Source organism: Arthrobacter sp. S39 (assembly GCF_004320525.1).
Taxonomy (GTDB): domain Bacteria; phylum Actinomycetota; class Actinomycetes; order Actinomycetales; family Micrococcaceae; genus Arthrobacter.
Genome location: NZ_SIHX01000010.1, coordinates 143,581 through 163,246, shown reverse-complemented (window position 1 = coordinate 163,246; position 19,666 = coordinate 143,581). Strand labels below are relative to the sequence as shown.

22 protein-coding genes are annotated in these 19,666 nt (G+C 66.6%); 8 read left to right on the top strand and 14 right to left on the bottom strand.

Annotated features, from left to right (window positions below; translation table 11 throughout):
* Positions 1-184: 184 nt before the first annotated feature.
* From EYS21_RS18845 to EYS21_RS18830, 4 genes are all read right to left on the bottom strand, one after another.
* Positions 185-658, bottom strand: a complete 474-nt coding sequence (locus EYS21_RS18845; protein WP_131134768.1) for a DUF805 domain-containing protein — start codon at positions 656-658, stop codon at positions 185-187.
* A gap of 147 nt (positions 659-805) precedes the next feature.
* Positions 806-1,297, bottom strand: a complete 492-nt coding sequence (locus EYS21_RS18840; protein ID WP_278184757.1) for a TIGR00366 family protein — start codon at positions 1,295-1,297, stop codon at positions 806-808.
* Between the two features lie 137 nt (positions 1,298-1,434).
* Complete coding sequence (locus tag EYS21_RS18835; RefSeq protein WP_131134767.1) at positions 1,435-1,920, bottom strand: HAD domain-containing protein; 486 nt, start codon at positions 1,918-1,920, stop codon at positions 1,435-1,437.
* A gap of 333 nt (positions 1,921-2,253) precedes the next feature.
* Complete coding sequence (locus EYS21_RS18830) at positions 2,254-2,457, bottom strand: hypothetical protein (RefSeq protein WP_131134766.1); 204 nt, start codon at positions 2,455-2,457, stop codon at positions 2,254-2,256.
* A gap of 83 nt (positions 2,458-2,540) precedes the next feature.
* Here EYS21_RS18830 and arfB point away from each other — a divergent pair, with 83 nt between their 5' ends.
* Positions 2,541-2,963 carry an alternative ribosome rescue aminoacyl-tRNA hydrolase ArfB gene (arfB, locus tag EYS21_RS18825; protein ID WP_131134765.1) on the top strand — a complete coding sequence of 141 codons (423 nt, stop codon included), beginning with the start codon at positions 2,541-2,543 and terminating at the stop codon, positions 2,961-2,963.
* Between the two features lie 30 nt (positions 2,964-2,993).
* Here arfB and EYS21_RS18820 read toward each other — a convergent pair whose 3' ends face one another.
* The 3 genes from EYS21_RS18820 to EYS21_RS18810 form a co-directional block, all read right to left on the bottom strand.
* On the bottom strand, positions 2,994-3,371 hold the full coding sequence (locus tag EYS21_RS18820; RefSeq protein WP_207307821.1) for a hypothetical protein: 378 nt from the start codon (positions 3,369-3,371) through the stop codon (positions 2,994-2,996).
* Positions 3,372-3,402: 31 nt separating this feature from the next.
* Positions 3,403-3,951: an SRPBCC family protein gene (locus EYS21_RS18815; protein WP_131134764.1), complete on the bottom strand. Its 549-nt coding sequence runs from the start codon at positions 3,949-3,951 to the stop codon at positions 3,403-3,405.
* Positions 3,952-4,026: 75 nt separating this feature from the next.
* Positions 4,027-5,688 (bottom strand): helix-turn-helix transcriptional regulator, encoded by a 1,662-nt coding sequence (locus EYS21_RS18810; RefSeq protein ID WP_131134763.1) that lies wholly within the window; start codon positions 5,686-5,688, stop codon positions 4,027-4,029.
* Positions 5,689-5,950: 262 nt separating this feature from the next.
* Between EYS21_RS18810 and bioB the strand changes: the two genes are divergently transcribed.
* The 5 genes from bioB to EYS21_RS18780 all read left to right on the top strand — a co-directional run bounded on the left by bioB (position 5,951) and on the right by EYS21_RS18780 (position 11,756).
* The gene (bioB, locus tag EYS21_RS18805; RefSeq protein ID WP_242633501.1) at positions 5,951-6,976 is read left to right on the top strand and encodes a biotin synthase BioB; all 1,026 of its coding nucleotides are present in this window, start codon (positions 5,951-5,953) and stop codon (positions 6,974-6,976) included.
* A 355-nt stretch (positions 6,977-7,331) separates the two neighbouring features.
* Positions 7,332-8,708 carry an adenosylmethionine--8-amino-7-oxononanoate transaminase gene (locus EYS21_RS18795; protein ID WP_131134761.1) on the top strand — a complete coding sequence of 459 codons (1,377 nt, stop codon included), beginning with the start codon at positions 7,332-7,334 and terminating at the stop codon, positions 8,706-8,708.
* Positions 8,705-9,904 (top strand): 8-amino-7-oxononanoate synthase, encoded by a 1,200-nt coding sequence (locus EYS21_RS18790; protein WP_242633500.1) that lies wholly within the window; start codon positions 8,705-8,707, stop codon positions 9,902-9,904. Before EYS21_RS18795 ends, EYS21_RS18790 begins: the two co-directional genes overlap by 4 nt.
* Entirely contained in the window at positions 9,901-10,578 is a 678-nt protein-coding gene (gene bioD, locus EYS21_RS18785; protein WP_131134760.1) for a dethiobiotin synthase, read from the top strand. Before EYS21_RS18790 ends, bioD begins: the two co-directional genes overlap by 4 nt.
* Complete coding sequence (locus EYS21_RS18780) at positions 10,575-11,756, top strand: cytochrome P450 (RefSeq protein ID WP_131134759.1); 1,182 nt, start codon at positions 10,575-10,577, stop codon at positions 11,754-11,756. Before bioD ends, EYS21_RS18780 begins: the two co-directional genes overlap by 4 nt.
* 42 nt (positions 11,757-11,798) lie before the next feature.
* Here the strand turns inward: EYS21_RS18780 and EYS21_RS18775 are convergent, their stop codons facing one another.
* Positions 11,799-12,434 (bottom strand): dihydrofolate reductase family protein, encoded by a 636-nt coding sequence (locus EYS21_RS18775; RefSeq protein ID WP_131134758.1) that lies wholly within the window; start codon positions 12,432-12,434, stop codon positions 11,799-11,801.
* 125 nt (positions 12,435-12,559) lie between these two features.
* On the opposite strand from EYS21_RS18775, the gene EYS21_RS18770 reads away from it, so the two are divergent.
* Positions 12,560-12,961 (top strand): RidA family protein, encoded by a 402-nt coding sequence (locus EYS21_RS18770; RefSeq protein ID WP_131134757.1) that lies wholly within the window; start codon positions 12,560-12,562, stop codon positions 12,959-12,961.
* A 25-nt stretch (positions 12,962-12,986) separates the two neighbouring features.
* Here EYS21_RS18770 and EYS21_RS18765 read toward each other — a convergent pair whose 3' ends face one another.
* The gene (locus tag EYS21_RS18765) at positions 12,987-13,361 is read right to left on the bottom strand and encodes a VOC family protein (protein WP_131134756.1); all 375 of its coding nucleotides are present in this window, start codon (positions 13,359-13,361) and stop codon (positions 12,987-12,989) included.
* Positions 13,362-13,439: 78 nt separating this feature from the next.
* Positions 13,440-14,195: a ZIP family zinc transporter gene (locus EYS21_RS18760; RefSeq protein WP_131134755.1), complete on the bottom strand. Its 756-nt coding sequence runs from the start codon at positions 14,193-14,195 to the stop codon at positions 13,440-13,442.
* Positions 14,196-14,465: 270 nt separating this feature from the next.
* Between EYS21_RS18760 and EYS21_RS18755 the strand changes: the two genes are divergently transcribed.
* The gene (locus EYS21_RS18755; RefSeq protein WP_131134780.1) at positions 14,466-15,668 is read left to right on the top strand and encodes a cation:proton antiporter; all 1,203 of its coding nucleotides are present in this window, start codon (positions 14,466-14,468) and stop codon (positions 15,666-15,668) included.
* Positions 15,669-15,751: 83 nt separating this feature from the next.
* Here the strand turns inward: EYS21_RS18755 and EYS21_RS18750 are convergent, their stop codons facing one another.
* The 4 genes from EYS21_RS18750 to EYS21_RS18735 all read right to left on the bottom strand — a co-directional run bounded on the left by EYS21_RS18750 (position 15,752) and on the right by EYS21_RS18735 (position 19,662).
* The gene (locus tag EYS21_RS18750) at positions 15,752-16,807 is read right to left on the bottom strand and encodes a DNA polymerase IV (RefSeq protein ID WP_131134779.1); all 1,056 of its coding nucleotides are present in this window, start codon (positions 16,805-16,807) and stop codon (positions 15,752-15,754) included.
* Between the two features lie 73 nt (positions 16,808-16,880).
* A complete protein-coding gene (locus tag EYS21_RS18745; RefSeq protein WP_131134754.1) occupies positions 16,881-18,008 on the bottom strand; it encodes a Gfo/Idh/MocA family oxidoreductase in 1,128 nt (375 codons plus the stop codon).
* Positions 18,005-18,778 (bottom strand): ThuA domain-containing protein, encoded by a 774-nt coding sequence (locus tag EYS21_RS18740; protein WP_131134753.1) that lies wholly within the window; start codon positions 18,776-18,778, stop codon positions 18,005-18,007. Before EYS21_RS18740 ends, EYS21_RS18745 begins: the two co-directional genes overlap by 4 nt.
* A 29-nt stretch (positions 18,779-18,807) precedes the next feature.
* The gene (locus EYS21_RS18735) at positions 18,808-19,662 is read right to left on the bottom strand and encodes a carbohydrate ABC transporter permease (protein WP_131134752.1); all 855 of its coding nucleotides are present in this window, start codon (positions 19,660-19,662) and stop codon (positions 18,808-18,810) included.
* Positions 19,663-19,666 lie beyond the last annotated feature (4 nt).

Sequence of the window (19,666 nt, the reverse complement as noted above, 5' to 3'; positions counted from 1 at the left end):
CACGTCGCGCAGGAACTCAACGGACGCCCACGCAAAACGCTCGGCTGGAAAACTCCAGCCGAGCGTTTACGTGATTTACTACTAACCACCTAACCAACAGGTGTTGCAACGACCCCTAGAATCCAAGCAGGAACGGGCCCTTCTGATGTGGTGAGTCAGCTTTGTCTGCTGACCGGGTTGCGGGCTAGACGCCCGACGGCTGGTCGTACTTCTGGCCTTCCGGCTTGGACGGCAGGATCGTCAGAACCAGCACAGCCAGGGCGCCCAGGAAGGGCACCAGCAGGAGGAGAGCCAGCAGGCCGCTGAAGCCGCCGTCGTGCAGGCGACGAACAACGAGCGCCAGGGACGGGACAATCGTGGCCAGGCCCCAGAGGGCGGCCAGAATGCTTCCGGCGCCCAGGGCTGGCGCGCTGTCCAGGCTGGAGGTCGTCGTCGCAGCGGTGATGATGTTCAGGACAATGCTCACGGCAAAGGAAACAAGGGCCCACCACCAGAATTCGCTCCGGCTGGCCCGCCCGGAGAACGTGGCGTACTTCTTGAAGAAGCGCTTGACGGCTGCCGGCAACGGCGCACCGTAGTACGGTGCCCAAAGCGGCGGCTCGCCGCCCTGCAAGGTCTGCTGCGGCGTCTGCTGCTGCGGGTATTGCGGATAGCTCATGGTGTTTCCCCCGAAAATTTTTGAGTGATGAGACGTGCCCATCGTATGGCCCCTCGGGGGTATTTAGCCTTTCAATGGACAAAATTTACTCCGATTGACGCCCGTTCCGCCCTGCAGCTTGCTGCGGCTCCCGCCCTTCGGGCTGATTCATAAGGTTCCTGATGCTTCCCGCGGGAACGGTGAACTCCTGGGCCTGGACGCAGCGAGCGAAGCCGCCGTGGCCTGCAGCTGCGCGGCGGAGGAGGAAAGCCCCAGCGCCCAGACGGCCCCGAGGCCCATGAACGCGGCCGCACCGAGCGCCCGGTAGTCCACGGTGAGGTCCTTGCGGCGCGCAATGGCCCGGGCCAGCAGTCCCCCGAAGATGAGGCTGAGGCCCCAGTTGAGGAAGGACACGGACATCGACATCATCGCCACGAAGCTGACCGCCATGCGGGCGGTGGACGGGACGAGGGCCAGCCGGTTGATGAGTTTGGCTACCGGCGGGGAGGTCGCCACGACGTAACCGGTGAGCACCACCATGGCCATCTGCAGCGTAAACGCCGTCAGGTCCCAAAAGCCGTTCCCGAAGGAATCGGCGACTGACTGGGGTGTTGCACCGATGGCCAGGGCTGCGAGGGCGATGATAACAACGCCGGCCAGGGCGAAGAGGGACTAGCTCTCCATTGAGTACGATCTTGTACCCGACGGACTCTAGTCCTGATCGTCACCCAGCCCGGTATGTCGGGACCGGATGTCGGGGCCGGAAGCCCGTGCGCCCCGGACCTTCGGCCCTGGGGTCAGGCATCAACGAACACCTCTACGGCAACGACGTGCACTTCCGACATTCCGTGCGCCGAACCTGGCCGTTCCAGCAGCACCGGCTGGGTGTGGGTGGACGCCCATTCCCGCGCGTCGGGCCCCAGTACGTCATCGATCCACACCACTGCGTCCCAGTCCGCTTCGCCCGCGAGTTCCATTCGCCTTAGCCACCGGCGCACCGAACGGAGTTTCGGCGTCGGCTCTTCGCTGTCTTCGGCACGCAGCGTCAGCGTCACGCGCAATGGGGCAAATTCCAGTTCCAGCTGCGACTCCAGGCTGGCCGTCTGGTCCGCCGGCCACGTGGACACCCAGGCAATCCGGCCGCACTGTGCCAGCCTTCGGACGAGGGAAACTTTGGCCTCCGGCAGCCACAACCCGGCTTCGTCCCCGCCGTCACCCGGACGGACCACAGGGTTGAGCACGCCATCGATGTCCAGGAGGATGATCGGCCTCAGGGCTGGCATTATGGCCTACAGCCGCGCGTCAGGCCATTGGCTGGGGTCGTAACCATGAAGGCCAGGCACGCGGCGCGGCTCCGGCGCCTTGTCAGAAGGTTCCTTTTGATCCTTACCGCCGCTGCCCGCTGCCTTGCCTGGATCGTCCGCTGCCTTCGCTTCGGCCCTCCGGCGCGCATGCTCAGTGCGTTTACTGTCAGCCATTTGATACTCCGACCACTGAAGGTGGGGGTCCATCTGCCTGAACCACTAAGCCAAACCTAGTCTCCGGAATTCCGGCTGACACGCCTTATCTGCTCAAGATCCGGGCAATTTTGGCTACGCGGGGGCCTGGTCCGGCAGCTACCCGGCAGGCGCCACGACGTCCTCCAGCACGGACCTGTCGAAGAAACGGACCTCGCCCGTCGCCTCGAAGAACACCGGCACAACTGACGTGCTCGGGTCCTTGGACGTTTCGTAGATGTCTGGCGCGCTCCCGTGCTTCCGTGCAATTGTTCCAACCAGCTCGGTACCGCGAACCCGGACGGTTCGATATTTGTAGCTCACGTTGACCCCTTCGTCGACTAGGTCAAACCTTACTCCTGGGACGGGTGCGGCCGACCGAACCCATACTGTGTAACCCTTGATGCATGGATCTGGAGGTTTCGACGGCGCTCACCATACCCGCGTCGGAACTTGGCTGGCGGTTTTCACGGTCGTCCGGACCGGGCGGGCAACACGTCAACACCTCGGACAGCCGCGTCGAGCTCTTCTGGGATGTGGGTGGCTCGGCGGCGCTTTCGGACGGCCAACGGCTGATGCTCCTCACGCGCCTGGAACGCCGCCTCATCGCGGGGGTTATCACCGTGACTGCTTCCGAGCAGCGCTCGCAGCTGCGCAATCGCGAGATCGCCCTGGCCAAGCTCGCCGACCTCGTGGCCGAGGGTCTTGCTCCCGAGGCTCCCCGCCGCCGGGCGACCAAACCCACCCGGGGCTCGAACCGCCGGCGCCTCGCCGCCAAGCAGCAGCGCGCCGTGACGAAACAGCACAGAAAACGGCCTTCCGCCGAGTAGTGCACTCGGCGGTGCCAGCCTTTGGGTCTATCAGGTCGCGTCGGACTGCAGGTTCTGTGCTACGACCGCCAAGGTGCGGGCGAGTTCGTCGGTCGGGCTGAATTCCACCAGCTCCGTTCCGGGAGCAAGCTCATCAGTATGGCCGGGAGCCGTGTAGTAGGCCTCGCCCGCTTCGACGACCTCGTCTCCGGCGGGCGTATGCATGATCAGCCGGCCCCGTACGACGTATCCCCAGTGGTGGCTCTGGCACAGGTCATCCGGCAAGCCCTGGTAGAACGGGGTGAAGTCGCCTCCGTCTTCGAACTTTTCGAAAGCGATGGTGTAGCCGTCGGCCTCCCGGTATCGGCCCTCATAGCCGGTCATCCGCTCCACGCGGGCAGTCTCGTCATCTTTTGATAGCTTTGCCATCGTCCTGTTCCTTCCTTGTTCGTTGCGCGGGTTACGCCCGCGCCGTGGTTTCCGCTGCAGCAATGAGCCGCCGCAGACCTGCCCTGCTTGCCCGCGCCCACCCACGCGCGGCAAGTGACCGCAGGACGGGAATGCCAAACATTGCCAACAGTCCGGGCAGCGCGGTCGCGCGGACCAGCCGCCATGTGTAGGTGACGTGGCTCTGGGTTCCGTCCGGCCGAATTTCGTAGCGGTGCACCAGGAGCCAGTCCGCCGGTGTCCGGTTCTTCTTGGACTCCAGTGCTGACTCCGTGACCCACTCGAATTTTGAGGGTCGAACGGCTTCTGTAACCACGGAGGAGTCCCGGAACCGGTGTATGGCGTCCTCGGCCGTGGAGGTGAACTCCGTCCCAGCCGCGGCCTGCCCTCGAGGGGCTTCCATGGACAACAGAGTTGTCGCCACAGCGCCGCCCCAGCCGGGATGGCCGGGCAAGTCAGCGAGGACGTCGAAAACCGCCCGCGCCGGGGCGGTGCTGTGTTCGCGGACCGTCACGGTCACCTCGCGCCTCAGGACGTTGGCTGCTGTTCGTTGCTGCCTCATTCCGCACCTCCTGGCATGTCTTGCGGACACTCCAAGGATGCGTTGCGGTCGTTAGGAAAGGATGGGGAGAATCCCCTATTTGTGGTCCTGTTCCACGAAGGAGTTGCGCAGGGCGAAAGCTGCGGCTTCACCACGGCTGCGCACCTGCAGCTTGGCCAGGATGCTGCTCACATGATGCTCGGCCGTCTTGCCGCTGATGAAAAGACGGTCCGCGATTTCGGCATTCGTCATGGCCTCGGCAAGCAGCGCGAGTACTTCGCGTTCCCGCCGCGACAGCAGGCCGAGTGCCTTTGGCCCCGTGCGGGCGGGGCCGCCCAGGGCGCGGAGGAGCGAAGCGGCTTTGTCGGCCAGGCCGCTGGCACCCGTTTCGTCGAACGCCGCCACGGCCACGCCGGCCTCGTGCACGGCCACCTCACGATCCGAATCACGCAAGGCTTCGGCCAGTGCGAGTCGCGCCCTGGCGGCCTCCAGCGGCATGTTCAGCTCGCCGAATATCGCGATCGCTGCGTCGAGCCGCGCCTGCGCCGATGCAGTATTGCCGACGGCGGCCGCGACGCGACCGGCCGTCAGGTGTGATGACGCAATTGCGCGAGGCCAGCGTGTGGCGGCGGCGACGCCGTCCAGGCGCCCTGCCGTTGCCAGGGCCTGGTCCGGCACGCCTTGTTCCAGCTCGACCTCGGCAAGCAGTGCGAGCAGCGGAACGATGAGCAGCCCCTCACCCACCTGACGGATCCGCCGGTGCAGCAGCGCCGCGGCCACAGCTGTGTCTCCGGCCGCCAGGCGGACCGCAGCCGACGCCCGCAGCGCATCGGGGCGGTCTTCGAAGCCCGAGAGCAACCGGCCAGCTTCCTCCACACGTCCCTGCAGCAGACGCAGTTCCGCCAGCTTTGCCGCCGGGTGCACGCACCGGGCACGGTGGCCGCCCTGTTCCAGCTCGCGGAGCGTCCTGCTCAGCCAGCCCTCCGCACCAGGGATATCACCTGAGGCGAGGAATATCTCCGCGCAGCATGTGCCGCAGAATTCCAGTAGTGCAGGGTGCCCCGTACCTTCCATAAAGCGCAGGAGGATCTTGTTCCAATGGCCCAGGCGGGAGGTGTCGCAGGCCTCTTCGCTGGCCCGTGTAACCATGCAGCAGATGTCCCCAAAAACTACCTTGTCGCGAAGTTCGCCGGCAGTTACCACCACCATGGCCTCGTCGACCAGCGTCATTCCCTCCGGTACGTTGCCAGCGGCGATGGTCCCCAGGCCCAGGAGCGCCAGGGCCGTCGCCTCAAGATCCGGATCACCGCAGCTGCGCGCAACTGCCAGCGCGGTCCGGGCGTCTCCGCGTGCCGTCGCCGGGTCAGTGCGCAGCAGCCCACGCGTCACGGCCAGCCATCCGCCATCAACCCCGTCAGGGAGGCGGGATGCGAGGCCCTCCGCCCGGGCAAGCCAACCACGGCTGACTGACGCGTTTCCTAGCGACTCTGCGTACTCGCGCGCAAGCCATAGTGCCGAGCGGCAGGCCCTTGCATCCTGCCCGAGCCGGCGAAAGCCTGCGTAGGCCGCTGTACGCTCAGCAACCGCCCGGTCCACGTCCCGAAGCCACCACATTGCGGTGGCAAGGCCATCGTGGGCCGTTGGATGGTCATGGATTGCGAGCACGGAGTCGAACACATCCGCCGCCGCTGCCCAGTCGGCAGCCGCAAGGAGGCGTTCCCCTTCCGCAAGGCCTGCGGAAACTTCGGCGTCGACCATGAATCCATTCTGCTCCCGCGGTTGCCGCCCTCATAGCGCGCCTGGCAGATTCCTGGGAGGCCGGACCGGCACTGGCGGTCAGGCTCCGAGCACCCGGCCCACCCGAGTGTCACATGTTCGACCAGGCATTCTCGGCGCAGCAGCCGGTCCGTCCAATATCGGCTGCACCACCTTGTCGAAACCCCACAAAATCCCGCGTCCAACAGGGAACTACCGTCGGTTCGGAAGAAAGATCCGCAGCTACGCACCCCAAGGACTATCGATGACGATGCAGCCAGACCTCCAGGCCGGACCCGGCACCATTCTCGAAACCGCCCGTACCCAGGTCCTGGATCAGGGCATCGGCCTGTCCGAAAGCCAGCTCCTGGAAATCCTCCGGCTGCCGGACAGCGACCTGCCCGCAGCCCTGCAGCTCGCCCACGAAGTCCGGCTCAAGCACTGCGGCGAGGACGTCGAGGTGGAGGGCATCATCTCCATCAAGACCGGCGGCTGCCCGGAGGACTGCCATTTCTGCAGCCAGTCAGGCCTGTTCGACTCGCCCGTCCGCGGGGTCTGGCTGGACATCCCCGAACTGGTCAAGGCCGCGAAGGAGACCGCCGCCACGGGAGCCACCGAGTTCTGCATCGTTGCCGCCGTCCGCGGCCCCGACATCAAACTGATGAACCAGATCAAGTTCGCCATCGACCGCATCAACGAAGCAGTGGACATCAACATCGCGTGCTCCCTGGGGATGCTCACCCAGCGCCAGGTGGACCAGCTCGCGGAATGGGGTGTGCACCGCTACAACCACAACCTCGAAACAGCCCGCAGCTACTTCCCGGAGGTCGTCACCACGCACAGCTACGAAGAACGCCTCGACACCTGCAACATGGTCAAGGACGCCGGCATGGAACTGTGCTGCGGCGCCCTGATCGGCATGGGCGAATCCCTGGAACAGCGCGCAGAACTGGCGGCCCAGCTCGCCGCCTTGGAACCGCACGAAGTCCCGCTGAACTTCCTCAACCCACGCCCCGGCACACCGCTGGAAAACCAAGGAATCATGGACGGCAAGGACGCCCTCCGCGCCATCGCCGCGTTCAGGCTGGCCATGCCCCGCACCGTGCTGCGGTACGCCGGCGGCCGGGAACTGACCCTCGGCGACCTCGGCACCCGCGAAGGCCTGATGGGCGGCATCAACGCCGTCATCGTCGGCAACTACCTCACCACCCTGGGCCGGCCGGCCACCGCGGACCTGAACCTCCTGGTCGAACTGAACATGCCCATCAAGGAACTCCAGAAGACGCTATGATCCCCAACCGCTCCCTAACCTCGCAAGTCCCCGCCGGCTCCCAGCCTTCGCAAGCTCTGGCTGGGTCCCTCGCCGGCGTGGGCCCTCGGACAGGGAACCCGGCGGTCGTGGCCCCAGTTTCGACAAGCTCGACCACCGGCACTGCAGTGGGCGCAGCCACCGCTCAGTTCTGCGGACACTGCGGTGGACCGTCCGACGGCGGCGCCGGCCCGGCGTCGGACGCTCACCGCAGCTGCGCCGAACACCTCGCGATGGAACCGCCGCGGTACTGCGCCGACTGCCAGCGCCGGATGAAGGTCCAGGTGACGCCGCTGGGCTGGTCGGCGGAATGTTCCCGCCACGGGGTGTTTGCACCATGAGCGGCGGGGCGCAGCCTGGCCTGATCGGGCGGGACCGGGCACGGTTGTGGCACCCGTACGCGCCCGCGTCCCCGGACCTTCCGCTGTGGGAGGTTGAAGCGGCCGACGGCGTGCGGCTGCGGCTTCGGGGCGAGGACGGCACCCGCCATGAGGTGGTGGATGCGATGTCGTCATGGTGGTCGGTGATCCACGGCTACCGCCACCCGGTACTGGACGCTGCCGCCCAACGGCAGTTGCGGAGTTTCAGCCATGTGATGTTCGGCGGCCTTACACACGCCCCCGCGGTGGAACTTGCCGAGCGGCTGGTGGACATGGCCCCGTCTGCACCCGGGCGGCCCCGTTTGGAGCGGGTGTTCCTTGCGGATTCGGGTTCGGTGGCCGTTGAAGTTGCGCTGAAGCTGGCGGTGCAGTTCCAGACCGCGTCCGGGCACCCGCAGAGGCAGCGGTTCCTGAGCATCCGCGGCGGATACCACGGCGACACGTTCGCAGCGATGGGCGTCTGCGATCCCGTGGACGGGATGCACTCAGCGTTTCCGGGCCTCCTGGCCGGCAATGTCTTTGCGCCGCGTCCGCCGGCAGCGTCGTCAGCCACGCCCGAATCCGTGCAGGCATGGGCAGCCGGCCTGGCGGATATCGCGGCTATGCATTCGGGGGAACTCGCCGCGATCATCGTTGAACCGGTCCTGCAGGGTGCCGGCGGGATGCACGCCTACCCGGCCGAATGCCTGACAGTCCTGAGGCAGGTAGCTGACCGGCACGGGCTGCTGCTCATCTTTGACGAAATCGCGACTGGGTTCGGGCGCACCGGCGAGCTGTTCGCGGCCGATCACGCCGGTGTCATGCCCGACATCATGTGCGGCGGCAAGGCCCTCACCGGCGGGTACCTCACCCTCGCCGCCATGCTCTGCACAGCGGAGGTCGCGGCGACGGTTTCCGGCGGCCAGGCCGGGGCGCTGCTGCACGGCCCCACGTTCATGGGCAACCCGCTGGCATGCGCGGTAGCGAACGCCAGCCTCGGCATCATCGGCGACGGCGCCTGGCGTGCCGATGTGGCGCGGATCGGAGCTGGCCTGCATTCTGGACTCGCCTCCGCCCGTGACCTCGAGGCCGTCCGGGATGTCCGCACCATCGGCGCCGTCGGAGTCATTGAGCTGCACAACGCCGTCGACGTCACGGCGGTGACCGCCGCGGCGATCCGGCACGGTGTCTGGGTCCGGCCATTCCGGAACCTCGTCTACACCATGCCCCCGTACATCAGCACCGCCGCCGACATAGAGCAGATCACCGCGGGCATGACGGCGGCCATCGCCGAAGTCCACGGGCGCGTCCCGGCACTGGCTGGAGGCGCTGCACGGTCCGGAGGAGCGGCATGAGCAACTCCATGACCCAGTGGCTCGAACGGCAGGCCGCCGTCCGGGACCGCCGTGGCCTGGTCCGCCGCCCGCTCCCCCGTGACGCGGACGAACGGTTCATCGACCTGGCCAGCAACGACTACCTGGGCCTCGCGGCGGACCCGCGGCTTGCCGCGGCAGCTGCGGCAGCGGCCTGGCAGTGGGGCGCAGGTGCGACATCCTCCCGCCTGGTGGCCGGAACCACCCGGCTGCATCTGGACCTCGAGCAGGAACTTGCGGCCCTGGCCGGGATGGAAACGTCGCTCGTGTTCTCGTCCGGCTATCTGGCCAACATCGGTGTGATCACGGCGCTCGGCGGACCCGGGACCCTGATTGTCGCGGACGAACACTGCCATGCCTCGATGATCGACGGCTTCCGCCTCAGCCGGTCCCGGACCGAATCGTTCACCCACAACAGCGTGGTGGACGCCGGCCGGTTGCTGGCCGACCGGGCGGAACCCCGCGCGCTGATCGCCGTCGAATCCCTCTACAGCGTCCTGGGCGACGAAGCCCCGCTCGCCGCCCTTCTCGCCCTGGCAACGGAGCACGACGCTGTGCTCCTGATCGACGAGGCGCACAGCCTGGGAGTCACTGGCACCGGGACGTTCCAGGGCCGCGGCTCGGTTGCCGGGACAGCCCTGGCCGGGCATCCGAACGTGGTCGTGACCGCGACGCTGTCCAAGGCGTTGGGCAGCCAGGGCGGCGCGGTCCTGGGGTCACCGTTGCTGCGGGAACACCTCGTCAACCGGGCGCGGGGCTTCATCTTCGACACCGGTCTGGCGCCTGCCTCCGCCGCGGCCGCCCTCGCCGCGGTGCGGATCATCCGGGATGAGCCCTGGCGGGCGGAAGCCGTCCGAACCAACGCTGCGGCGCTGGCCGCCGGGCTCGCCCCGGCCTTGGGGATCCGCGGTGCCGGCGTCGACCGGGCCGCCGTCGACCGGCCCGCCGTCGAGCAAACAGCGGGGGCCGTGCAGTCCATCCCCATGCCGTCCGCCGAATCAGCGCTGGCGGCCGCCGGTGCCGCGCGCGCGGCCGGCGTCCGGGTCGGATGCTTCCGCCCGCCGTCCGTTCCGGACGGGATCTCACGGCTGCGGCTCACCGCCCGCGCCACCCTGACCCCTGCGGAAATAGAAGAGAGCTGCGCAGTGCTGCGCGGCATTTTGGAGGAACCTGCATGAACCTGCCCGGCATCATCCTGGTCACCGGAACGGACACCGGGGTCGGAAAAACCATCACGACGGCGGCCCTCGCTGCCGTCCTGCACGGAACCGGCCGCAGCGTGGCGGTGTACAAACCGTGCCAGTCAGGAGCCGCCGACGGCGACTCCGATACAGCCGAAATTGTCCGGCTCGCCGGCACAGTGACGGCGGAAACCGGGGTGGTCCTGCAGCAGCCCCTGGCACCTGTCGCGGCTGCCGCCGTCGACAGAAAGCAGCTTCCCCCGCTTGCAGCGCACGCCGGGCGGGTCCGCGAGCTAGCGGCGACGCACGACCACGTCCTGGTGGAGGGCGCAGGCGGCCTGCTGGTGGAACTGGATTCCGACGGCGGCACCCTGGCGGACCTCGGAGCCATTCTGGCGGCGGCATTTGTCCTCGTTGCCCGCCCGGGGCTCGGGACCCTGAACCACACCGCACTGACCCTCGAAGCACTGGCTGCCCGGGAACTGCAGGTCCTGGGGCTGGTGCTCGGGAGCTGGCCCGTTAGCCCCGAAAGTGTGCACCACAGCAACCGGCAGGTGCTCGGGTCGCTGCGGGTGCCTTTCCTTGGCGCCCTCCCGGAGCAGGCGGCGGAACTGTCCCCGGCCGATTTCCGGACCGGCGCACCGGCCTGGCTGAACGGCCTGCCCGCATGAACCCGGCGATGACGGCGGCAGCCCCGCTGGCGGAAAGCTCAGGACAGGCGCGCTGCCCGTACCTCGAGGTGCGTAACCCTGACGCGGTCCGTGACGTGCTGCACCGGCCAGCCGACTTCAGCCCCGCGAATGCCCTGGTGGCCGTGACGCCCCTGACAGGACCTGCCTTGCGCGTGCTGCAGCGGGTGCGCTTTGCACTGCCGCCCGTGTTGGCGAGCAACGACACCGACACACACTCCGGGATCCGCAAGGTCGTGGCGGGTTTCTTCACCCCGGCCACCGTGGCAGCCATGGAACCGCGGATCCGGGAACTGGCAAGGGAAGCGGCAGGGGACGCCGCGGACGGTCTCGGTGCTTCCGGCCAGGTGGACCTCGTGCAGGCTGTCGCGGCGTTTCCGCCGGCGGTGGTGATGCTTGAGCTCCTGGGGCTGCCCGTCCGGGACCTTGCTGACCTCAAGCGGTGGGGCCTTGAGTCCATGGAACTGTTCTGGGGCTGGCCGGACGAGGACCGGCAGCTCGAACTGGCCCACAGCGCCGCTGATTTCTACGTCTGGCTGCGGCAGTTCGTAGCGGAATCTGTGGCGGCTCCGGGGCGCAATCTGTTCAAATCCTTGGCCGGACACGGCCTGTCCACGCCGGAACTGTGTTCGCTGGGTTACTTCCTGCTGATCGCCGGCCAGGAAACCACCACCCAGCTGATCAGCACCACCCTGTTCCGCCTCCTGGAGGGTTCCTCGCCTGTCAGCTGGAAGGACGCAGCCACCGAAGCCGGTTCCAGGACCATGGTCCGGCACGTGCTGGCCACCGAATCATCGGTCCCCACCTGGCGCCGGGTAGCCGCCCACGAGACGAAGCTCGGTGACGGCCTGATCCCCGCCGGCACCGAAATCCTCCTCGAACTCAGCGGCAACCGCATCACCGCACCGGCCGGAACAGGTGGCTTCTCGTTGCCGTCGCAGGCCGCCCGGCCGGGCCAAATCACGGGACCTGGCCTGGTGTTTGGGTCGGGCATCCACCGCTGCCTCGGGGCCAAGCTCGCAGAGCTGGAGGCCGCCATCGTTGTCCAGGAAGCCGCCCTTGCCCTGCCGGAAGTGCAGCTGCAGGACTGCCAGCCAGACTGGATCAGGCTCCTGTCCTTCCAGGCACCCCGGACCGTCACCGTAGAAGCCCGTGATTGAGGCGAGCGGACTGATGCGGGAGATTGGCGTCCACGGACGGACTCAGGCCGGGCCGGTGCCCGGCGGACCGTTGAGCAGGGTGGGCACGTACTCGAGCAGCTGGAGCCGGCCGTCGAAGGTCCTGCTGTCCACCATCTCGAGCGCGACGTCCGGATAGCCGTCGTAAATCCGTTCCTTCCCGGTACGGCCAGTGATCACCGGGAAGACCACCAGCCGGAACCTGTCGACGAGCCCAGCAGCCAGCAAGGACCGGCAGAGGCTGAGGCTGCCGAGGGTGCTCACGGTCCCGGTCCCGGTCCGTTTCATCTCCGCCACAGCTTTAACCGCGTCACCGGTGACCAGCGTCGAGTTCGGCCATGCCAGGGGCGCCTGCAGGGTGGAGGAGAAGACCACCTTGGGGACGGCGGCCAGACCGGAAAGGCTGGCCCCCTCATTCTCGGTGAAGCCTGAGCCCTCAGCCGCGGCTTCCTCCGACATGCCGGACATCAGCCGGTAGGTGTTCGCCCCGAGAAGGAAGGTGTAGTCCTTTTCCCCCTCCTGCCCCAGCCAGGCCAGGTATTCCGGACCCTCCAGGCCCCACCACCCGGGCCACCCCTCGGCTGAGGCATAGCCGTCCAGGGAAATGATCAGGTCCACCATCAGAGTTGCTGATGACGCCGCTGCTGTTGTATCGTCCATGACCGTCTCCTCGATGTGATCGACGTCAGTGGCGGCCATGCTAACCCCGGGACGATGGGAGGTTCAAGGGGCCTGCTTTATCTCCAGGACTCCCCTCCGCCGGCGGTCAGTGAGACCATGCAGGCATGGCACCCATACAGCGCATCCGTCCCCAGGGGCTTGTCTCGAGCCCGGCCTTCAGCCACGTCGCCATCGTTCCGCCCGGCGCGACCACCATCTATGTCGGCGGCCAGAACGCCGTCGACGGCGACGGCGCGCTTATCGGAGAGGGAGACGTGGCGGCGCAGTCTGCCCGCGCCCTCGAGAACGCGAGGACCGCGCTCGCCGCGGCTGGCGCCACCCTCGCCGACGTCGTCCACTGGACAGTGCTCTTCGTCGACGGCGCCGACCTCGCCGCGGGCTACGGGGCGATCGCGGCCGAACTCGCATCCGATGAACCGGCCCTGGTCACCGCGGCACGTGTGGCTGGGCTGGGCGTGCCCGGCGCGCTCGTCGAGATCAGCGCAGTAGCCGCAGTGCTGCGGTGAGAGCCGCGCGGGCGCAAGACTTCGGCTACGGTGCCTTGGGCGGGATTTCCTGGATGACCCAGCGGTTGCCGTCCGGATCGCTGAGGTAAGCGAAAGCAAATCCGCCCATGTCCTGGGCTTCGCTGATGGGAGCCCCCCGGCCAAGGAGCACGCTACGTGCCTCGTGCATGTCCGGCACCACCAACTGCAGTCCTTCGAGGCTTCCCGGAACCATGGAGGTCATGCCGGTCCCGATCACAATGGAGCAGGATGAGCCCGGCGGGGTCAGCTGAACGACGCGCATGCCGGGGATGTGTTCGACGTCGTGATCGAGCACGAAGCCGAGTTTGTCGGTGTAGAAGGCTTTGGCCCGGTCCACGTCGGAGACGGGCACTTGGACAACCTCGAGACGGAGTTCCATGACGTCACCCTACGGCACCCAGATGGTTTTGGAGCTGGAACGCATAGGCCGTGGAACCACCCTGAACTGCGGGGCTTCCTAGCCCCCGACCCGGTGGATTGTGAAGGCCGTCAGGAATCCGACCGCCGCTGTGAAGCCGGTGAGGTTGTGGTGCTCTTCAAAGGCCTCCGGAATCATCGTGTCCGCCAGCATGGCCAGAATGCCTCCGGCCGCGATGGCCGTGATGAACGCGATCATTTCGGCCGGAGCATTTTCCAGGGCGGCGTAGCCGACGAGCGACGCCAGCCCGCAGAACACTGCGATTCCTCCCCAGATGCCAAACACGTATTTCCCGCTGCGGCCCGCTTTTTTCATGCCAGCAGTGCTGGACAGGCCTTCGGGGACATTGGAGATGAAAACGGCGGCCAGCATCGCGGGGCTCACGTTTCCGGAAATGACCAGGCCCAATCCCAGGACCACGGACTCAGGAATACCGTCAATCAGGGCTCCGACGGCGATCGCGGTTCCGCTGCCCGGGGATTCCTGTTCGTTCGGCTGTTGCTCTCCCGAACGTTTCCTGTGTTTGGCTCCCGCACGGGCCAGGAGGATGTTTGAGCCAACGAAGATCAACGCGCCGCAGAGAAACCCGGCCACAGTGGGCAGCAACCCGCCACCCTCGACTGCCTCGTCAACCAGTTCAAAAGCCAAGGCAGAAATGAGGACACCCGCGCCGAACGCCATAATGGTCGAAACCATCCGGGGCGGCACCTTCCACAGCCAGGCGATGCCTGAGCCCAGCACCAGCGCGCCGCCGGCAACGGTCCCCCACATCAGTGCCTGCATCCAGACCGGCATGTGATCCCCGCCCTTTCGACCTGTTGACAGTAGTTGGCACCACCGGCAGCTGGAGTGAGGATCGGGGCATGGCTCACCACATCCCTGCAGGAGGAAACGTTTGAGAATACCAAAAGATGATCACTATGCTTACTATTGCCTGGCATGAGGCATGTCCGTGCAGAAAATGTCCCCCTGCGGCACGGGGGCTGATAGCGCCATCACCAGAAGTGGCGGTAGCTTTGGGATTACTTTTCCTTGGAAGCAACCGAGGTATCGGAGGCGCCGCAGGTGCACGGCTTGTCCACGTCATTGGTTCTGATTGCCTTGCTGGCTATCGCTGCGCCCCTCGCGGCCCGCTCCCTTGATCGGGTGGTCAAGGTGCCGATCGTGGTCTTCGAAATTGTCCTCGGAATCATGCTCGGACCCAGCCTGCTGGGGTGGATCCAGCCCGCCGAGTTCACAGATACGCTGGCCCAATTCGGGCTGGCCATGCTCTTCTTCGTTGCCGGCAACGAAATTGATTTCGCAGTCATCCGAGGCCGGCCCGCCAATCGCGCATCTGCCGGCTGGGTCATCTCTTTGGCGGCCGGAATAGGTGCCGGCCTCCTCCTGGCCCCCACACCCGAGGCCGCCGTGATCATCGGCGTTGCCCTGTGCTCCACAGCACTGGGCGCGCTGCTCCCAATCCTTCGCGATGCCGGTGAATCGAAGTCCCCTGTTGGTATCGCGGTCACAGCACTGGGTGCGGCCGGGGAGTTTGGTCCGCTCGTCGCGATCTCGCTGTTCTTCAGTGGCAGGCAGTTGGGACCGGCCACAGCAGTACTCCTCGGGTTTGTTCTGCTGACGGGCCTGGCGATTTATCTCGCCTCGCGCGCACGGCACACACTGCTCCACTCCCACGTCACCAGGACCCTCCACACCAGCGGCCAGTTCGCCGTCCGGTCCATCATGTTCATTCTCACCGCGCTCGTGGTGCTGAGTATGGTGCTGGGACTGGACATGCTGCTGGGTGCATTCGCCGCCGGGGTCCTCTGGAAGGTTGCCATCGCACGGGCTCCCGAAGAGGATCGGACGGTCATCGAGACGAAAATCGACGCCATCGCGTTCGGGTTCCTGGTGCCGGTCTTCTTCATCGACACCGGCGTGGACTTCGACCTGCGCGCGCTGACCTCCAGCCCGGCCACGCTCGCAATGATCCCGCTGTTCCTGCTCCTACTGCTCGTCATCCGCGGGCTTCCGTCGCTGCTCGCCAGTCCTCCCAACTCCACATGGGCCGACAAACGGTCCATCATGTTGTTTGGGGCAACAGGATTGCCGATTATCGTAGCGGTGACAGCCATTGGCCAGGACGAGGGGCTGATCTCCAGCGGGACCGCATCCGCGCTCGTTGGAGCAGGAATGCTCTCGGTACTGCTGTTTCCACTGCTGGCGCTCCGTCAACGTCAACGCAAACCAGCGGGGATCCCAACGCCACACCAGGAACGACCCTAGATGATGCGCGAATCGATTGGCGGAGCTCCGGCCGCAGGGCTATCCCGGTGCTCTCGACAAGCTCGGGCACGCGAGCTGCGCCGTCACCAACCGCCGCGCGTCGGCGTATGCCCCTTCCGGGCGTCGTCGGGCATTGCCATTTCGGCCCGCAGGCCCAGGAGCCGGATGGGACGGCCCGCTTCGATGCCGGCTGCGAGGTCCAGGGCCTGCGCCAGGATTTCGTTCCGGTCGAATGTCTCGGAAATCTTCCTCGCGTGGGTCTTGGTGATGAACGGCGCATACCGGACCTTCAGCGTCAGCCCGACCACGGGCCGTCCTTCCGCCACAACATCCTCAAGGACACGCGCCGCCAGTTCCCTCACGGCGCCGTCCACCTGGGCCGGCTCGGTCAGGTCCCGCTGGAAGGTGGTCTCCCTGCTGTGCCCGCGGGCAACCCACGGGGTGTCGTCCACAACGCTGGCGCCATCACCGCGTCCGAGCTCCGCGTACCAGGGACCCATCCTGGGGCCGAACTCCGGGACCAGGTCCTGGGGGTCGGACGCGGCGAGCTCGGCGACGGTATTGATGCCGAGTTTGGCCAGCCGGCCAGAGACTTTGGTTCCGACGCCCCACAGGTCCTTGGTGGGCCGGCCGCCCATGACTTCGAGCCAGTTCCCGGCGGTGAGACGGAAGACGCCGGCCGGCTTGCCGAAACCGGTGGCGACCTTGGCCCGGACCAGGGTGTCGCCGATGCCCACGCTGCAATGCAGCTGCGTCCGTTCCAGGACATCGGCCTGCACCTGCCGGGCGTAGGCCTCCGGGTTGCCTGTCTCAGTACCGATAAAGGCTTCATCCCAGCCCAGCACCTGCACGGTGGCGCCGGGCTGCGCGCGCAGGGTAGCCATCACCGTGTCAGACGCCGCGAGGTAGGCTTCCTGGTCGACGGGCAGGATCACGGCGTCGGGCACTTTCCGGGCCGCAATGCGCAAGGGCATTCCGGAACCCACACCGAACGCCCTGGCCTCGTAGGATGCCGTGGACACCACGGCCCGTTCCGTGGGGTCGCCCCGGCCGCCGATAATGATCGGCTTGCCCGCAAGCTCGGGCCGCCGGAGCACTTCGACCGCCGCGATGAACTGGTCGAGGTCGACGTGCAGCACCCACCGGATTCCGTTCACGCCACCAGTCTGCCCTAAACATCCATGACAGGCATCGGCTCTCCGCCCCAGCCGGTCAGAGGGCGACGCTTTCGCCGGTGAGGGCATTCCGGACCGATGTCCAGGACTTCAGGACTTCCAGCACTGCGGGGTCGCGCTCGGCAAGGATGGCCTGCCGGTAGGAGTCTTCGAGGAGTCCGTCCACGGACACGCGGGTTCCGGTGGCCGCGCTCTGGATGGCAGCTTCGACCATGGCCAGGCTCATGATGTTCTGGTGGACCCTTCCCATCGGCGTACTCCCCGTGCGGACAGCGGCCACGAAGTCCCGCAGCGACCCGGCGATTTCCTGGCCAGGGTCTTCGCTGTAGCCCGTGTCGGAGGCTACCGAGGATACCGGGCTGTTGTCGCCGTCCCACAGGACCGTTCCGTGCTCGCCGCTGATCCGCCACGCAGCGTTCCATGAGGTTTCCTGGCCCGGACTGCACCAGCTGCCGTTGAACACGAAGCGTTCGCCGCCGGTCATCTCGAAGATGGCTGTGGAGCCCGCATCCCCGCGGTACCAGCTCCAGGCGGGGTTGTACTCCTCACAGAAGACGGAGACGGGATCCGCGTCGAGCAGGAACCGTGCCATGTCGAACTGGTGGACCGCCATGTCCAAGAGCAGGGGGTGGTCCATGGCATCCCGGAATCCGCCAAAATGCGGTGCCTTGAAGAACTCGGCGGAGACGATGCCCACCCTGCCCAGGGAAGAGGACAGACGCTTCGCTTCGAACAGGTGCCTGTTGTAGCGGCGGGACTGGCTGACCATAAACAGCTGGCCGTGGAGTTCCGCGGCGGCCGCGAGCGACAGTCCCTGGGCCACGGTGGACGCCACGGGTTTTTCGCCGAGGACGGGCAGCCCGGCGGCAAGTGCTTCGGTGGTGACCGGATGATGCGCGGCAGGGACGGTGACGTTGATGACCGCCTGGGCGCCGACGTCGGACGCCAGCGCGGCTGTACCGGCGCCCACCGGGAGGTCGGGACGTCCCAGCGCCGCGGCAGCCGCCCGGGCGGCGTCCAGGTCCAGGTCGACGATGCCTGCGAGCTCCACCGCGGCGGACTCTTCGACGGTCCTGAGCCAGGCGCGGCCCATGCCGCCGGCGCCGACGACGACAACGCGAAGCGGAGTGCCGTCGTCGGGGATGGTGGCGAAGGGGGTGCTCACGCGTTGGCTCCCTGGTAGCTCTTGCCGTTGAAGAAGTCACCGGTCTCATAGCGCAGCAGCTCGGGGACGGCGCGTTCCGGGCGGTCGGTGACGGCCCATTCCACTGCGTTGGCGATGACCCGGCGGATGTCCTTGTGGTGGTAGACGGGGTAGTCCTGGTCGCCGGGGCTGAAGAAGAAGATCTTGCCGTGTCCGCGACGGAACGTGCAGCCGGAACGGAAGACTTCGCCGCCGCTGAACGAGCTGATGAACACGAGTTCCTCAGGTGTGGGGATGTCGAAGAATTCGCCGTACATCTCCTGCTCGGGAATTTCGATGGGGTGCGGCACACCCTTGGCGATGGGGTGGGTGGGGTCGACTGTCCATACGAGTTCGCGGTCCTGTTCGGAGCGCCAGCGAAGGGTGCACGAGGTGCCCATAAGCTTCGTGAAGATCTTGGACCAGTGCCCGGAGTGCAGCACGATCAACCCCATGCCGGCAAGGACGTGGCGGTGTACGCGCTCCACGATCGCGTCGTCGACGTCCGCGTGGGACATGTGTCCCCACCAGGTCAGGACGTCAGTGTTGGCGAGTACTTCCTCCGCGAGGCCGTGTTCCGGTTCGTCCAGGGTTGCGGTCCGGACCACGACGGCGGAGCCCAGGTTCTCCTCGATACCCGCCTTGACGGCGCCGTGCATTCCGTCCGGGTACAGGCGGGCGACCAGTTCGTCCCGCTTCTCGTGCCGGTTCTCGCTCCAGACGGTGACGCGGATGGGCTTGCTGTCAGTCATGATTTCTCCTTGTAGGTGTTGTAGGCGGTCTATTTGACCGCGCCGCCGGTGGTGCCGGCGGCGATGTATTTCTGGGCCGCGACCAGCAGGACGATGGCCGGGATGGAGGCGAGTACCGCCGTCGCCATCACTGAACTCCAGTCGTTCACGTAGGCGCCGATGTACTGGAAGATGCCCAGCGTCACGGGCCGGACGGCCTCTGTAGTGGTCAGGGTCAGTGCGAACAGGAAGTCGCTCCAGGCAAACAGGAACGTGAACAGGCCCGCGGTGATCAGGGAGTTCCGGCTCAGCGGGATCACGATCGACCAGAACGCCCGGAGATGGCCCGCGCCGTCCACCCGCGCAGCCTCGATCACGGACGCCGGCATGCCATTCATGAACGCCCGGATGATGAGGATGGCGAACGGGATGCCGTGCGCCGAGTCCGCAAGGATGAGGCCTGGAATGGAGTTAAGCAGGCCAAGGTCGTTGTACGCGGTGTACAGCGCGTTGGCCACCACGATGCCCGGGATCATCTGGCTGATGAGGATGGCGAACAGGACCACGCCTGCGCCCCGGACCTTGAAGTACGCCAGGGCATAGGCCGCGGGGGCTGCGATGGCCAGGCTCAACGCCACACTTCCGAGGGAGATGACCAGGCTGGTGCCAAGGTTGCCGCCCTGTTCGTTAATGGCTGTGGCGTAGCCGGTGAAGTCGGGCTTCAGCGGCAGCCACGAGGTTTCAAGGGTGGCGCCGTTGGGCTGCAGGGATGCATTGACCATCCAGTAGACCGGGAACAGCATGACGGCCAGGAAGAAGATGGCCAATGCCGTGTACGCCCAGTTCTTGCGGCCCGAGGCGGCAACGGCGCTTCGGCTGGCGGGTGCCTTCAGTTGGGTTGTCATGGTT